The 15,722-nt window shown below is 65.0% G+C and carries 14 protein-coding genes; 7 read left to right on the top strand and 7 right to left on the bottom strand.

Going from position 1 to position 15,722, the window contains the following annotated elements:
* Positions 1-22: 22 nt before the first annotated feature.
* Positions 23-922, bottom strand: coding sequence for a LysR family transcriptional regulator (locus RMR04_RS15515; RefSeq protein WP_311915493.1), 900 nt, complete (start codon positions 920-922; stop codon positions 23-25).
* Between the two features lie 173 nt (positions 923-1,095).
* On the opposite strand from RMR04_RS15515, the gene RMR04_RS15510 reads away from it, so the two are divergent.
* From RMR04_RS15510 to RMR04_RS15495, 4 genes are all read left to right on the top strand, one after another.
* A complete protein-coding gene (locus RMR04_RS15510; RefSeq protein ID WP_311915492.1) occupies positions 1,096-3,246 on the top strand; it encodes a hydantoinase/oxoprolinase family protein in 2,151 nt (716 codons plus the stop codon).
* Between the two features lie 33 nt (positions 3,247-3,279).
* Positions 3,280-4,995 (top strand): hydantoinase B/oxoprolinase family protein, encoded by a 1,716-nt coding sequence (locus RMR04_RS15505; protein ID WP_311915491.1) that lies wholly within the window; start codon positions 3,280-3,282, stop codon positions 4,993-4,995.
* Between the two features lie 166 nt (positions 4,996-5,161).
* On the top strand, positions 5,162-5,977 hold the full coding sequence (locus RMR04_RS15500) for an NAD-dependent epimerase/dehydratase family protein (protein ID WP_311915490.1): 816 nt from the start codon (positions 5,162-5,164) through the stop codon (positions 5,975-5,977).
* 118 nt (positions 5,978-6,095) lie between these two features.
* Positions 6,096-7,379, top strand: coding sequence for an NAD(P)/FAD-dependent oxidoreductase (locus RMR04_RS15495; RefSeq protein ID WP_311915489.1), 1,284 nt, complete (start codon positions 6,096-6,098; stop codon positions 7,377-7,379).
* Positions 7,380-7,397: 18 nt separating this feature from the next.
* Here the strand turns inward: RMR04_RS15495 and RMR04_RS15490 are convergent, their stop codons facing one another.
* Genes RMR04_RS15490 through RMR04_RS15465 form a run of 6 tightly spaced genes read right to left on the bottom strand, consistent with a single transcriptional unit; the run spans position 7,398 to position 12,069 of the window.
* Entirely contained in the window at positions 7,398-7,829 is a 432-nt protein-coding gene (locus tag RMR04_RS15490) for a PPC domain-containing DNA-binding protein (protein WP_311915488.1), read from the bottom strand.
* Positions 7,830-7,837: 8 nt separating this feature from the next.
* Complete coding sequence (locus tag RMR04_RS15485; RefSeq protein ID WP_311915486.1) at positions 7,838-8,617, bottom strand: SDR family NAD(P)-dependent oxidoreductase; 780 nt, start codon at positions 8,615-8,617, stop codon at positions 7,838-7,840.
* A gap of 12 nt (positions 8,618-8,629) precedes the next feature.
* Positions 8,630-8,956 carry a MoaF-related domain-containing protein gene (locus RMR04_RS15480; RefSeq protein WP_311915485.1) on the bottom strand — a complete coding sequence of 109 codons (327 nt, stop codon included), beginning with the start codon at positions 8,954-8,956 and terminating at the stop codon, positions 8,630-8,632.
* 50 nt (positions 8,957-9,006) lie between these two features.
* Entirely contained in the window at positions 9,007-10,215 is a 1,209-nt protein-coding gene (locus RMR04_RS15475) for an MFS transporter (protein WP_311915484.1), read from the bottom strand.
* Between the two features lie 10 nt (positions 10,216-10,225).
* On the bottom strand, positions 10,226-11,050 hold the full coding sequence (locus RMR04_RS15470; RefSeq protein WP_311915483.1) for an aldo/keto reductase: 825 nt from the start codon (positions 11,048-11,050) through the stop codon (positions 10,226-10,228).
* A 20-nt stretch (positions 11,051-11,070) separates the two neighbouring features.
* Entirely contained in the window at positions 11,071-12,069 is a 999-nt protein-coding gene (locus RMR04_RS15465) for a TIGR03571 family LLM class oxidoreductase (RefSeq protein WP_311915482.1), read from the bottom strand.
* Positions 12,070-12,158: 89 nt separating this feature from the next.
* On the opposite strand from RMR04_RS15465, the gene RMR04_RS15460 reads away from it, so the two are divergent.
* The 3 genes from RMR04_RS15460 (at position 12,159) to RMR04_RS15450 (ending at position 15,721) form a co-directional block, all read left to right on the top strand.
* Positions 12,159-13,064, top strand: a complete 906-nt coding sequence (locus RMR04_RS15460; RefSeq protein WP_311915480.1) for a LysR substrate-binding domain-containing protein — start codon at positions 12,159-12,161, stop codon at positions 13,062-13,064.
* 358 nt (positions 13,065-13,422) lie between these two features.
* Positions 13,423-14,046: a DUF1028 domain-containing protein gene (locus RMR04_RS15455; protein WP_311915479.1), complete on the top strand. Its 624-nt coding sequence runs from the start codon at positions 13,423-13,425 to the stop codon at positions 14,044-14,046.
* Between the two features lie 166 nt (positions 14,047-14,212).
* Positions 14,213-15,721, top strand: coding sequence for an ABC transporter substrate-binding protein (locus RMR04_RS15450; protein ID WP_311915478.1), 1,509 nt, complete (start codon positions 14,213-14,215; stop codon positions 15,719-15,721).
* Position 15,722: the final 1 nt, after the last annotated feature.

Here is a 15,722-nt window from a genome sequence, read left to right as displayed (position 1 = left end):
CGAGCGATCTCGATCGGGCTCGTCAGGCTGCGTTCGGCTTCCAGTCGACGACCTCGGTCGCGAGATTGGCCGCTGCCTCAATGATCGGCCGCGCCGGCATCGTGACATAGGACGCGGTGAAATTCATCGGCGTGGGAACCCAATCGCAGTTGAGGGCGACGAGTTCGCCGGATTCGAGGAAGCGCTCCACCAGCGGCGATGGCAAGGTCGCGATGCCCAGGCCGTCCAATGTCATGTTCAGACAGGCCGCCAGATTGCTGGATGAGACCGGGCGGCTGAGCCGGCTGCTGTTGCGCTTGAAATAGTCGACGACCTCCGCATAGGGCCGCGTATTCCTGGCATGCGTGAGGATGGGAAACCGAGCGAGATCATCGGCTCCCGCGAGATCGGGCAGGGCTGCCGCGAAGCGGGGTGCGGCGACCCATGGCAGCGCAACCGTTCCCAGCGGCAGATTGGCGACCGAGAGGTCCGAGACCGGCCCGTTGAGGAAGGCTATGTCGAGCGAGCCGTCGATGAGATTGCGCTGGAGGTTGAAGGTGAGGTCCACGCTCAGTTCGACGACGACGTCGGGGAAGCGCACGGCCATCTCGCGCAGGAAGCGATGCAGCCAGGTCTGGGCCACGGTTTCAGCGACCCCAAGCCGCATGACAGATTGCCGGCTGGTCGTGTCGCCGGCCTGGAGCAGCGCCTCGGTCGCCTCGAGCGCCTTCGCTGCCAAGGGAAGCAAGGCCTGACCCTGATCGGTGAGCACGACAGAACCCGCGTCGCGTTCGAACAGGCGTTGGTTCAGGACCCTTTCAAGCGCCGAAATGCGCGCCGAAATATTGGGCTGGGTCGTGTTCATCTGTTCGGCGACACGGCGGAAATTCCTGAGCGAGGCCAGCCGGACGAAGGTTTCGATCTGTTTGAGCGTGATCTGCATGGTCCCACCCGGCCAGCGTCGCCTCTGCGATGCGTCGCAGGATAGATATTTTCTATCGTCCTAAGACAATCAAATAATTAGACGTGATTGTCGATCACAGCCATCTTTTCGCCGATTGGGATGGCTCGGCAGCATCGCTCGGCTCCCTGATAGGCATTGAAAGGTGGCTTTCCGTGAGCGGTGTTGCATCGACCCAAAGTACATCGTCCCGAGATACACCGTCTCTTGGCAATCTCGGCGCCGATATCGGCGGCACCTTCACCGACGTCGTGCTGGAGATCGGTGGCGAGACCTTCTCGGCCAAGGTGCTGACCACCTATGATGCGCCCGAGCGCGCCATCATTGAGGGCATGCACCGCGTCTGCGCGAAAGCAGGCGTGACACCCGCCGCGATTGGCCGGATCATCCACGGCACGACGCTCGCCACCAACGCACTGATCGAACGCCGTGGCGCGAAAACGGCGCTGATCACGACGGAGGGCTTCCGCGACGTGATCGAGATGCGCACGGAGAGCCGGTTCGAGCAATACGACCTCAACCTGACGCTGCCCCAGCCCCTGCTGCCGCGTAACCGGCGCTATACGCTGCGCGAGCGCGTCGGTGCCAATGGCGCGACACTCATCCCGCTGCTGCGCGAAGATGTCGTGCGCCTCGCCGACGAGATCGCGCAAGCGGGCTATGAGAGCGTCGCCGTCGGGCTGATCCATTCCTATCTCGACCCGGCGCATGAACGGCTGGTCCGCGATGTTCTGCTGGAGCGCATTCCGGGACTTGCGGTCTCAATCTCCTCCGAGGTTTCGCCTCAGATGCGCGAATATGAGCGCTTCAACACCGTGGTGGCGAACTCTTACGTCAAGCCGATGATGAAGCGCTATCTCGCCAGCCTCGCGGCGAAGCTGGCCGATGAGGGCTGCGACTGCCCGATCTTCCTGATGCATTCGGGCGGCGGGATCATGTCGTTGGAAGGGGCGGCTGAGTTTCCTGTTCGCCTCGTCGAATCCGGGCCGGCGGGCGGGGCGATTTATGCCGCCGATGTCGCGGCGCGCTTCGGCTTCGACCGCGTTTTGTCCTTCGACATGGGCGGGACGACGGCCAAGATCTGCCTGATCAAGAACCAGACGCCGAAAACGAGCCGGGTCTTCGAGGTCGCGCGGAGCTATCGCTTCAAGAAGGGCTCCGGCATGCCGATCTCGATCCCGGTCATCGACATGGTCGAGATCGGCGCCGGCGGTGGCTCGCTCGCCCAGGTCGACTCGATGCGCCAGATCCGGGTCGGTCCGGAGAGCGCTGGGTCGGAGCCGGGGCCGGCCTGCTATGGCCGCGGCGGAGCAAGGCCTGCGGTGACGGATGCCGATGTGATGCTCGGCAAGATCGACCCCGCCACCTTTGCCGGCGGCAGCATGGTGCTGGACATCGCCGCATCGCGCCGGGCCGTACTGGCGCATATTGCCGACCCGCTGGGGATGAGCGACGAGACCGCCGCCTTCGGCATCGTCGAGGTGGTCGATGAAAACATGGCCAATGCCGCCCGGGTCCATGCGGTCGAGAATGGCGAGGATCTTTCCGGCTACACGATGATCGCCTTTGGCGGTGCAGCGCCGCTGCATGCCGGGCGGCTCTGCGAAAAGCTTGGCATCCAGCGTCTGCTCGTGCCGCCAGGCGCCGGCGTGGGCTCGGCGATCGGCTTCCTGCGAGCGCCCTTCAGCTTCGAGGCGACACGCAGCGTCTATATGCGTCTGGCTGCATTCGACGCGTCGACGGTGCGCAGTCTCCTGTCGGAGCTCGAAAACGAAGCCACGACCTTCGTGCGCTCCTGCGACGCGCAGGCGCCGCTCAGCGTCGAGACCAAGGTCTATATGCGCTATGTCGGCCAGGGCTGGGAAATCCCGATCGATGTCAGCCACGCCGCGCCGACGATCGACGCCTATCGCGATCTGTTCGAGGCCGAATACGCCAAGCTGTTCTCCCGGACCGTCCAGGGGCTGGATATCGAGATCACCGTCTGGGCGGTCAATGCGAGCACGGCGAAAGCGGTGCCGGCAAGGGCCGAGGCTCTGGGAGATCTGGTGCCGCTGACGGCGACCTCGCAACGCGAGGTCTTCGATCCCGCCCATGGGGCTCGGATGGTGGCGGGCGTGTTCGAGCGATCGCAGATCGCGGTCGGCCGGGTCGCGGCGGGGCCCTGCGTCATCGTCGAGGACGAAACCACCATCATCGTGCCGACGGGCTGTTCGGCGACGTGCCGCAGCGATGGCTGCATCGAGATCTTCAAACACGGATCCGAGCCTGCGAAAGCGCGCTTGGCCGAGATGGTCGAGGCCTGAGCCATGACGCAGCTATCCAAGACACAGCTACCCATGACACAGCTATCCACCGTTTCGCTGCAGGTGATGTGGAACCGCCTGATCTCGATCGTCGAGGAACAGGCCCAGGCCCTGATCCGCACGGCCTTCTCGACCTCGGTGCGCGAAGCCGGCGATCTCTCGGCCGGTGTCTACAACCAGGCCGGGCTGATGCTGGCGCAGGCCGTGACCGGCACGCCCGGCCATGTCAACGCCATGGCCGATGCCGTCGCGCATTTCATCCGCGAGATCGGGCCTGCGAATATTCTCGAAGGCGACATCTACATCACCAACGACCCTTGGATGGGAACCGGGCACCTTCACGACATCACGGTCGTGACGCCGTCCTTCTACCAGGGTCGGCATGTCGGCTTCTTCGCCTGCACGGCTCATGTCGTCGACATCGGCGGGCGCGGCTTCGGGGCGGACGCCAACTCCGTCTATGAGGAAGGCCTCTACATCCCGATCATGAAGTTCGCCGACCAGGGCAAGCTCGACCAGCCCTTCGTCAGGCTGGTGCGCGGCAATATCCGCGAGCCCGATCAGGTCGTCGGCGACATCTTCGCGCTCGCGACCTGCAATGATGTCGGTCATCGCCGGCTGATCGGCATGCTCGACGAATTCGCGCTCGACGGGCTGGAGCAGGTCGGGGATTTCATCCTCGAGAATTCGCGCCGGGCGACGCTGGAGAGGATCGCGGCGCTGCCCCGCGGCGAGGCGGAGGGCGCCATGCTCAGCGACGGCTTTGCCACGCCGATCGAACTCAGGGTCAAGGTCACGATCGGCACAGACGAGGTTTGTGTCGATTTCGCCGGCTCTTCCGGCGTCGACCCCAAGGGCATCAACTGCCCGATGGTCTATTCCAAGGCCTATGCCTGCTATGCGCTGAAATGTGCGATCGCGCCCGAGATCCCCAACAATGCGGCCTCGCTGGAACCATTCCGCATCACCGCGCCGGACAACACGATCGTCAACGCCCTGCATCCGGCGCCGGTCGCGTTGCGCCATGTCATCGGCCATCTGATCCCGGATACGGTCTACAACGCGCTCGACAAGCTTCTGCCGAAGACGGTTCCGGCCGAGGGGGCAGGGCCGCTCTGCAACTTCCAGGTTTCGCTGCGGCCGGCTTCAGAGGCGGCACGCCTGGCCGGGGCGAGGCGTGCCGAGGTCTTGATGTTCAACTGCGGGGGATCGGGCGCGCGTCCGACGCTCGACGGCATGAACACGACCGCCTTCCCATCCGGCGTCATGACCATGCCGATCGAAGCGACGGAGCATGCCGGCCCGATCATCATCTGGCGCAAGGAGCTGCGGCCTGATTCCGGCGGCGCCGGCCGCTTTCGCGGCGGCCTCGGTCAATTCATGGAGGTTGGGGCCGTCGAAGGGCATGTCTTCGACATGTCGGCGATGTTCGATCGCGTGAAGCATCCGCCGCGCGGACGCCTGGGCGGCGCTGACGGCGCCGCGACCGAGATCCGGCTCGACGACGGCACGGCCATGGCCGGCAAGGGGCGCCAAGTCGTTCCCGAGGGCCGCAAGGTCATGCTGTCGCTGCCTGGCGGCGCCGGCTACGGTCCGGCCACTGAGCGCGGCCGCGCCGAGGTGCTGCGCGACCTCGCGCTCGGCTATATCTCGGCCAAGACCGCCAAAATCGATTACGGGCTTGGCGACGCCGAGATCGCGGCGGTTGAAGCCGGACTGAAGCGCGGCGAACTGCCCTCGGCTGGATAACGATGCGCCACGACATGAGAGCAATGCTCTAAACTTTAGAATCGATCACGTTTCCTGCATTCTGACGGAACCGTCCGAATGCGACGTGATCGAAGGATGCCGATTATCTCTATCGCTGCCGCACTGGCATGGTGTGGCGGTCAGCCTGTGACGACACGAGGACCGAATGCCACATTACGACCGAATTCTGATCACCGGCGCGGCCGGCCGTCTCGGCTCGCAGCTTCGCACCGGCCTTGCGCCGCTGGCCAGGACGATCCGCGTCGCCGATCGCGAGCCGCTCGGCCCGCTTGCCGCCAATGAGGAGCAGGCGATCTTCGACCTTGCGGATATGGAGGCGACGATGGCGGCGACCGAAGGCTGCGATGCCATCGTCCATTTCGGCGGCGCGCCGACCGAGCGGGAGTGGCAGACCATTCTCGATGCCGGCATTCGCGGCTCCTACCACATCTATGAAGGCGCCCGGAAACACGGCGTCAAACGGGTCGTCTACGCGTCGTCGGTCCATGCGATCGGCTATCACGAGGTCGGGGCCCAGATTTCGGTCGATGCGCCGGTTCGCCCCGACTGCCTGTACGGCGTCGGCAAGACCTTCGTCGAAAGCCTGAGCCGGCTCTATTGGGACAAGTTCGGCATCGAGACGGCGTGCCTGCGCATCTTCTCGTCCTTTCCCGAACCCGTCGACCGCCGGATGCTCTGGTCCTATCTGTCCTTCGCCGATTGCGTGCGCCTCGTCGAAGCCGCGCTGACGGCGCCCTTCGTCGGGCACACGATCTCGTTCGGCACCTCGGACAACAAGGTCAAGGCCGTCGACAACAGCGGTGCCGGCCATCTCGGCTACCACCCGCAGGACAGTTCGGAGCCGTTCCGCGCCAAGGTCGAGGCCAACGCGCCGGCTCTCGATCCGAAATCTCCGGCCGGTCGATATCTCGGCGGCAAATTCTGCGAGATGGGCCATCCCGACGACGAAGCGACGGCATGATCCTCGCAGGCGCCAAGATCTTCGCAGAGGCCAAGATCCTCGCAGACGCATAATCGCGGTCGATGCGACGGCGACAATCCGCGATCCCAGTCAGGTCAGATGAGAACGGAGCAGACACATGCTGGATGACAAGCGGTCGCATGGGCTGTGGGAGCTGTCCGCGCCACCTCCGCCGCCGACCGCCGCTCTGACCGGCGCCGTCTCGGCCGATGTGGTCGTCGTCGGCGCGGGCTATACCGGGCTGTCGGCTGCCCTGCATCTCGCCAGGGCCGGCAGGTCGGTCGTCGTGCTCGAAGCCGTCGAGATCGGCTTCGGCGCGTCCGGCCGCAATTCCGGTTTCGTCAATGCCGGCCTCTGGGTCATGCCCGACGACCTGATCGCGACGCTCGGCCCGGTCTATGGCAACCGCTTGATCGGGCTGCTCGGCGAGGCACCGCGAGAGGTCTTCGCCCTGACGGAACGCTATGGCATGCAATGCCAGGCCGACCATCGCGGGACTTATCACTGCGCAGTCGGCGCCAGCGGCCTGAAGCAGCTTCAGGCGCGCCAGGCGCAGTGGAGCCGGCTCGGTGCCAAGGTCGAACTGCTGAGCGCCAGCGACACGCAGTCCAGGACCGGGGCCACCGGCTATACCGGCTCGCTGTTCGACCCCCGCGCCGGCACGATCCAGCCGCTCGCCTATGCACGCGGCCTGGCGAGCGCCGCGATGAGCGAGGGCGCCACCATCCACACCGGCAGCGCGGTGATCTCGTTCGGCCGTATTGGCGACGCCTGGCAGGTCAAGACCGCCGGCGGCAGCGTCAACGCCGATTGGCTCATCCTGGCCACGGACGCGTATTCGACCGGATCAACCTCCGCCATCCGCGAGGAGCAGGTCCATCTGCCCTATTTCCATGTCTCGACCGCGCCGCTGAGCCACAATCTGCGCAAGACCATCCTGCCGAATGGCGGCGCGGGCTGGGACACCAAGACCATCCTGAGTGGCTTCAGGCTCGATGCGGAGGGGCGGCTGATCGTCGGCAGCGTCGGCGCACTGCGCGGGACCGGGCTCAGCATTCATCGCGCCTGGATCAAGCGGCATATCCGCAAGCTGTTCCCGCAGCTCGGCGAATTCGAGCTCGAGACGGAATGGTACGGCAAGATCGGCATGACGCCGGATCACCTGCCGAGGCTGCACAGCTTTGGCCCGAACGCGATCGGCTTCAACGGCTACAACGGGCGTGGCATCGCGCCGGGTACGGTCTTCGGGCGCGAGCTCGCCCGCCTCATACTCGGCGAGATCGATATCGAAGGCATGCCGCTGCCGGTGTCCGAGGTCGCCATGCCAGCCTTCCGGGCCATGAAGGAGGCCTATTACGAGGTCGGTGCGCAGGTGGCGCATCTTCCGATCGCGCCTGCATGAAGCGCTTGGGTCGATCGCTCAGAGCTGCAGCACATTTGCACCGATGCCGGGATCGACCGCGCGCTCCAGGCGGGTCGCGATCACGGTCACGCTGATCTCCAGCGAACCGCGCCCCACTTCGAGCGCCAGCAGATGGCCGCCGAAGGTGCGAAAGCTGTCGTCTCCGGCTGTGCCATGAGCATGGATGGATGGCTTGCCGTCCTTCCAGGCGAGCGTCCCGGACAGGTTCGTCAGCTCCAGGTCATGCATCGTCTTCGGCTTGTATTCCTTCTTCTCGTAATCGAAGAAGCCGAAGGTCACTTGGCCGGCAAAGCCCAGGCCGCTGATGAAGGCGGATGGAATTGCCTCCTCCCGCATCAACGCTTCAAGCCGGGCGAAGACATCGTCGCTCTGACGCAGGACCATCAGGAAACCGGTCGGTGTCGCGATATGGCGTCTGGGCTCGGGCATGGCGGGGCTCATATGATCGTCGGCGTGATGCCGCCATCGACCCGCAGCGCGGCGCCGTTCGTCGCCGCCGAGAGTGGGCTTGCCAGATAGGCGACAAGGCTGGCGACCTCCTCAGGCTCGATCATGCGCTGGATCAGCGAGCTCGGGCGCTCCTTGGCGAAGTACTCCTGCTCCATCTCGCCGGCGGGAAGGTTCGGGTCGCTGGCGACACTGCGCAGGAAATCCTCGATGCCCGCAGAGCGCGTCGTGCCGGGCAGCACGGAATTGACAGTGACACGCGTGCCCTTGGTCGTCGCCGCCAGCCCGCGCGAGATCGCGAGCTGCGCCGTCTTGGTCATGCCGTAATGGATCATGTTGGGTGGAACCAGGACCGCGCTTTCGCTGGAGATGAAGATGATCCGCCCCCAATCACGCGCAAGCATGCCCGGCAGATAATGCCGCGAGAGGCGGGCGCCACTCAGGACGTTGATCTCGAAGAAGCGGCGCCAGTCCTCGTCGGTGATCTCGCCGAACGCCTTGGATTCGTAGATGCCGAGATTGTTGATGAGGATATCGATGTCCGGCACGGCGGCGGTCAGCGCTGCTGCCCCTTCAGCGCTGGCCGGGTCGGCGAGCACGGTGCGAACGCTGCCGCCGATCGCGGTGGCGGCAGTATCGAGATTGACCTGTGAGCGGCCGCAAATGACGACCTTCGCGCCTTCCGCGGCAAGTGAGCGGGCGATCGCCAGTCCGATGCCGGCGGTCGCGCCGGTGACGAGGGCGGTCTTGCCTGTGAGTTGCAGATCCATGGGGTCGTCTCCTCAATTCTGGTGGACGGGTTCCAGCGGCTTCAGGCTGCCTTCCAGGCGGAAGAACCGAGCGTCGGGAGTGGTGAAGAAGGCCAATGAGCGGCCTGCTTCGAAATCGTCGATGTGAACGACGGTCGAACCGTCGGCCTCCTGCCAGGAGATCGCATAGGTACCGCCGAAAAGATGGCGCCATTCAAACGCGACGGTCGCGCTGTTGCCGGTGAGCGCTCCGCCCGTGATTTCGTAGGTCAGCGAGAGGCCCGCTTGGGCATAGGCGTTGGTGGCGACGAGATCGCCATAATCGACTTCGAAGCGTTGTCCGGCCAGCGGAAAAGACATCTCATTCATCCCTGTTCGATCTCGCCTGTTCGATCTCGAAACGCGGCCTGTCACGCTTCGCACGCCTTTAGCTTCGGGCGAGCGCGTCCGAGCCAGACCAGGCCCAGCCCTGCCGCCGCGAGCAGCCCGCCCGCGACCGGCACGGCCGCATAGCCGAGGCCAAGGCTGATCACGGCACCACCGACGGCCGCGCCGAGAGCATTGCCAAGGTTGAACGCGCCGACATTGATCGAAGAGGCCAGGCCCGGCGCTTCCGATGCCGCCTGCATCACTCGCATCTGGACCGGCGGCACGATGGCGAAGGCCGCTGCGCCCCAGACGACCAGCCCGATCGCGGCGCCGACATGGCTGGACAGCACGAAGGGCAGCGCCAGCATGATGAGCGCGAGCGCACCCAGGAAGATCCTGGTCGCGCCGTCCAGCGACCAGTCGGCGAGCCGTCCGCCGACGCCGTTGCCGATGGTGAAGCCGACGCCGATCAGCACGAGGGCGAGCGTGACGAAGCCCTCTGAGGCGCCGGTCAGTTCGGTCAAGGTCGGAGCGACATAGGTGTAGAGCGTGAACATGGCGCCAGCTCCCATCACCGTCGTCGCCATGGCGAGCAGCACGGCCGGGCGCGTGAGGACGCGCAGTTCGCGCCTGACATCCGGCATCGTGCCGGCTTCGCCCCTCGGCAAGGCCAGCCACAGCGCCGCGATGGCGACGAGGCCCAATCCCGCCGTGCCCGCGAAGGCCATGCGCCAGCCGATTTGCTGGCCGATCCAGGTCGCCGCCGGCACCCCGCCGATATTGGCGATGGTCAATCCCATGAACATGGTTGCGACGGCGCTGGCCTGCTTCTCCTTCGGCACCACGCTCGCGGCGACGATCGAGCCGAGCCCGAAGAAGGCGCCGTGATTGAGGCTGGTGACGAGGCGTGCGGCCAGCAGCGTCCAGTAGTCGGGTGACAGCGCCGAGAGGAGATTGCCGATGGTGAAGATGCCCATGAGCAGCATCAGCGCGGTGCGTTTGCCGAACCGACTGAAGGTCAGCGTCATCACCGGGGCGCCGATCATGACCCCGATCGCGTAAGCGCTGACGAGCAGGCCGGCGGTCGGGATCGAGACATTCACCCCCTCCGCGATGACGGGGAGGAGCCCCATCGGCGCGAATTCGGTCGTACCGATGCCGAAGGCGCCCACAGCCAGGGCGAGAAGCGGCCAGTTGATACCGGCTGCATCCCCCTGTTCGGGCTGGATGCTTGACGTTGCAGTGGTCATGTCCTGTTCCTCATGCGTCCCAGGCTGGTGCCAGGCCGGGAGGGCTGACGAGCCGGCCATCGGGGCGAGCAAGCTTGCCGATCGCCGCCATGTCCTCGTCGCTGAGAGAAAAATCGAAGACGGCGAAATTCTCGGCGACACGCTCGGGCTTGGCCGTTTTGGACAGCGCAATGAATCCCTGCTGGATCAACCAGCGCAGCCCGACCTGGGCGGCGCTCTTGCCATAGGCCTTGCCGATGCGCTGGAGCACTGGATCGCGCGGCACCGCACCATCCGCCATGCCGTAATAGGCGGTGATCGCGACGCCAGCCGCCCGGGCAGCATCAATCATCGCGCTTTGCTGGAGATACGGGTGCAGTTCGATCTGGTTGGTGACGATCGCTGCCTTGCTCGACGAGATCGACTCCTTGAGCTGCGCGACATTCTGGTTGCTGACGCCGATGAAGCGGGTCTTGCCGGCCGCCTGCACGGCATTGAGCATCTCGATCTGATCGGCGATCGCGACCTTGTCGGCTGGCCAATGCAGCAGGAGCAAGTCGACCTGATCGACCCTGAGCTTGTCGAGGCTTTCGTCGACCGACGCCACGAATTTGTCGCTGCTGTACTTGTCGACCCAGACCTTGGTGGTCAGGAAGAGATCCCGCCGCCGCGCGCCGGCGGTCTGCAAGGCCCGGCCGAGCGCCGCTTCGTTGCCATAGATCTGGGCGGTATCGAAATGGGTGAAGCCGGCTTCCAGAGCAGCTGGAACGACGCGCTCCACCTCAGCATCCGACATCCGGAACACGCCGAAGCCGAGGGCGGGGATTTCGGCGCCGTGCGCCTTTACGATCTGCATGGGTCGTTCTCCTGTGGTTGTCACGCGGCCAGTGCCGCCTTGTTGTCGGCGAGCGCCGGAATGACCTCCGACGCCAGTTCCTCGATCACCTCGCCAAGCGGTCGCGCCGACTGCCGCAGATTGATCGCGATATGGTCGACCCCTGCGCGCCCAAGACCTGCGCGCCCAAGCGCGCGGAAATGCGCGATCAGCGCCTTGCGCCCGGTTCGCGCGCCAAAGCGGATCGGCTGCATCGGGGCGTTGGGATCGTCGATGAGGTCGAGATGGAAGGCGCTGATGAAGGGGCGCGTCCCGCCCGTTCTGCTCGCCCAGTCGGTCGCCTGCGCGGTCAACCGGTCGAAATCGCCGGGATAGACAAAGCGACCATCCATATGTGCCTGCAGCCAATCCTCGTCCTGCTGGGCGCGGCCGGCGACGATGAGCGGGATGCTCGCCTGTACCGGTCGGGGCAGGAGATCGAGCGACGCCACGCGCTGCCCGTCAACCGGCAGGCCGCCTTCCTGCCAGGCGGCACGGAGATAGCCGACCGCATCGCGGAAAGCCTGTCCGCGGTTGTCGAAGTCGATTCCCAGCAAGGGATATTCGATCGGCCGGTCGCCACTCGCCACGCCGAGGATCAACCGCCCGCCGGAAAGGGCGTCGATCGAGGCTGCGGCCTTTGCCGTCATCAGCGGATGGCGGATGGGCAGGACCACGGCGGCGGTGCCGAGCGCGAGGTTGCGGGTAATGCCCGCGAGAAAGCCCAGAAAGGCGAAAACATCGTAGACGGAGCCCGCATCGCCCATGTTCACTGCATCGAAGACGGGGACGTCGCGCACCCAAAGCGCCGCGAAGCCCAGGCTGTCGATCTTGCGGACGAGGTCGCTTTGCTCGGAGAGGTCAGGTACGCCGCGCGGGCGTCCGTCCGCGAGGCGACGTGCCTCGCCGTCTGGAGACCAGTCATTGTCGAGCGGGAGCTCGATTCCGAGCGTCAGCCGATCGGTCGTCCTGATCAGGTCGAGTGCGGAGATTTTTGACATGTTGGGAAGATGGGCCTCGCGGACGCGCTTGATAATCCGCTCACCCTCCACATTATCTGTGAAGCAGGTTCACAGATGGGAGGGCCGTGATGGATAATCGCGCCGGCGAGATGCAGGTCTTCCTCAGGGTCGTCGAAGCCGGGAGCTTTTCCGAGGCGGCGCGGCTGCTGCGCATGACACCCTCGACGGTCAGCAAACTGATCGGCCGGATCGAGGCGCGCCTGGGCGTGCGCCTGCTGGAGCGTTCGACACGCCGTCTCTCGCTGACCACAGAAGGCCAGATCTACTACGAACGAAGCCTCGCGCTGCTGGCCGAGCTTGAGGACATGGAGCGTGACTTGGCGCTGGGTGGGGCGAATGCGGGCGGCACCGTTCGCGTCAATGCCTCCGTCGCCTTCGGCGTGCTCGGCCTGGAGCCCTTGCTTCCGGCATTCTGGCAGGCGCATCCCAACATCATCGTCGATCTGTCGCTGTCTGATGAGATCGTGGATCTTTATCTGGACCGCACCGATGTCGCCTTCCGCGTCGGGGCGTTGCAGGATTCGACCATGATGGCGCGGCGGATCGGCGTCGCCCATCGCAAGATCGTCGCGGCGCCGGATTATCTCGCCCGCCATGGGACACCCCGGACGATCGACGATCTCGCGCGGCACAACTGCCTTGGCTTCAACTTCCGCCGCGCTGCTCCCGTCTGGCCGCTTAGGGAAAGCGGCCGCACCGTCGATCGCACGGTGAATGGCACGCTGCTCGCCAATAATGGCGAGACGGTGCGGCGCATGGCCCTCGCAGGTGTCGGCCTTGCACGCCTCGGCGACTATCACGCCCGCGCCGATATCACCGCCGGACAGTTGGTCGAAGTCCTGTCAGACGCGGTCAAGGGCGACGAGGAGGAGATCCATGCGCTCTATCTTGGCGGTCCCCGGTTGCCGCAGCGCGTCCGAGTCTTCCTCGATTTCGTCAGCCCGCGGCTTCAGCACTTCTTGAATGAGCCATAGCTCGCGCTTTTGGAAAAATTTGAAGCGGCTTGCGAGCCGGGGCGTTCGAGATCGGTATTCGCCGGCCAAATGGCACCATCGCATAAAGCATAGCTGCACCGATTGCTGCGCCTGCCCATTCGTCACACTCTGCTTCAGCGGAAAGCCGCTGGCCGAGGCTCGGTTCTTGCTGGCGGCAGAATGGGCTGCGGAGAGGGTCGTCAAGGTTCGATGAAGAAGCAATGCAGAATGGCGCTACAGCGAGCTATCAACGGCGCTTTGTGTGGATCGCCCCAATGGCTGGACACAGCCCTGTTCGCCGAGCGATGAGCCGGCTGCGATGACGTATTCGATTGCTGGCATGTGCCGACGAACAGGCATGTTCGGTGTTGCGGTCACGACATCGTCGATTGCCGTGGGAAGCCGCTGCCCCTTCGCGAAAGCTGGCGTCGGGGCCGTTCTGACCCAGCATTGCACCGATCCCCGGCTGGGGCCGCGAGGCATAGCTCTGCTTGAGGAGGGCAAGACGGCGGCGGAGGTCATCGCCACCCTCGCGGATGCCGGGCCCGAGATCGAGCACCGGCAGCTCGCGATCATCGACAGGCACGGTGGCACGGCCTGGTTCCATGGCAAGCGCATCCTGTCGACCCATCACGCCTCGCAGGCCGACGGTTGTGTCGCGATCGGGAACATCATCCGCACGCCGACCGTCGTCGACGCGATGACCGAGACCTTCGCGAACCTTCCCGACGCCCATCTCGGGGAAAGGCTGATGGCGGCGCTGGAGGCCGGATATGAGGCGGGTGGGGAGCTCAAGCAGGAGAAGTCCGCCGCCTTGCTCGTGGTCCACAAGGAGGCCTTCCCGCTGGTCGATCTGCGGGTCGACTACGACCGGGCCGCGATCTCCCAGCTGCGCTTCCTCTGGGAGAATTACACGCCTGTCATGGCCTCCTATGTCGAACGCGCGCTCGATCCCGAAGCCTCGAAATACTGGGTCAAGTGAGGCTGCTGCGCCTTGCTCCGGGTAAAGCGTTTTCGAACGAGGCGGACACTGGATCGCGTGAAGAAAACGCGTTTAAACAAAGACATAGGGCAATTTGATGATCCAATGGGATCGGAAGCTGCTCTGCAACGATCATCCCACGCCGCATTTGTGAAGGAGAACAGCCGTGACGACCCTCTCCCGCCGCGACCTTGTCGCGGGTGCTGGCGCAGCCGCCTTGCTCGGTCCCATGCCAACCCGCGCTCAAGGGGCCAATATTGCCCGTATCGCCATGGCTGGCTCGATCCGGACGCTCGATCCCACCATGACCAGCAGCGCCGATGAGTACATCTATGACGTGCTCGTCTTCAACGGCCTGGTCCGGATCAAGGAAGACATGACGATCGCCCCCGATCTGGCGGAAAGCTGGAGCTGGGACAGCAGTTTGAAGTCCTGCACCTTCAAGCTGAAGCCGGGCGTCAAATTCCACAACGGGCGCGAAATGACCTCCGCCGACGTGGTCGCCACCTTCCGCCGCATCGTCGACCCGGCCACTGGCGCGATCGCCCGCAATACCTTCGAGATGATCGAGGCGATCGAGGCGAGCGACCCTCTGACCGTCACCTTCACGCTGAAATATCCCTATGCCGGCTTCGTCGACATTCTCGGCGACCGCCAGGCCAAGATCGTCCCGGCTGACGCCATCGAGACCATGGCGACCCAGCCCATCGGGACCGGCCCGTTCCGCTTCCGCAGCCATACGCCCGGCGACCGGATCGTGCTCGTGCGTCACGACGACTATTTCGAGAAGGGCCTGCCCAAGCTCGCCGGCGTCGAGCTTCGCATGATGCCCGAGATGAGCTCGCGGCTGAATGCGCTCAAGGCGGGAGACATCGATATCGTCTGGGAGCTGAACCCTGAGGATATCAAGGTGCTGCGCGAGAACCCGAGCCTGCGGGTCGAAAGCGTCACCTCTGCATCCTGGGATACGGCCGTGATGAACAACACCATCGCGCCGTTCAACGATGTGCGTGTCCGCAAGGCTTTCCATCTGGCCGTGGACAAGCGCGATGTGATCGATCTGACGCTCTTCGGCGAAGGGGCGCCGGTTCACAGCCCGATAGCACCATCGAGCGCGGCTTTTGCAACGGATCTGCCGATCGCCAAGTCCGATCCGGCGGCGGCGCGGAAGCTGTTGCGCGAGGCCGGTTATCCCAACGGCGTCAAGGTTCCGCTGGTCATTCCGGTCGGCCGCGCCACGCGCGAACGGCTTGGCGTCACGCTGCAGCAGCTTGCCCGTCCCGGCGGCTTCGACATCGAGATCCAGCGCGTGCCGGCGGCGCGCTATCTGGCGGAGGTGTCCGGCAAGGCGCCGCTCTATGTCGATGGCTATCTGGCGCGCCCGACGCTCGATACGGCGACTTATTCCTTCCTCCACTCGACCGGCGTCTTCAACAATCTGCTCTGGCACTACAACAATCCGGAGGTCGACAAGACGCTGGAGGCGGCGCGAAGGGCCATCGACCCCGTCCAGCAGCGCGAGCACTATGTCCAGCTGCAGCGCCTGCTCTACGACAATCCGCCGGGCTTCTTCGCCTATGCGGTGAATTTCGGCTGCGCCTATCGCAGCGCCCTGAAGGGCGTCACCGCCCATCCGATGCGCTGGTTCGATCTGCGCAACGCAAGCTTCGCCTGAC

This window comes from Bosea sp. 685 (assembly GCF_031884435.1).
In the GTDB taxonomy this organism is placed as follows: domain Bacteria; phylum Pseudomonadota; class Alphaproteobacteria; order Rhizobiales; family Beijerinckiaceae; genus Allobosea.
The sequence above is the reverse complement of the archived record's forward strand: the minus strand, read 5'-3'. Positions and strand labels throughout refer to the sequence as shown.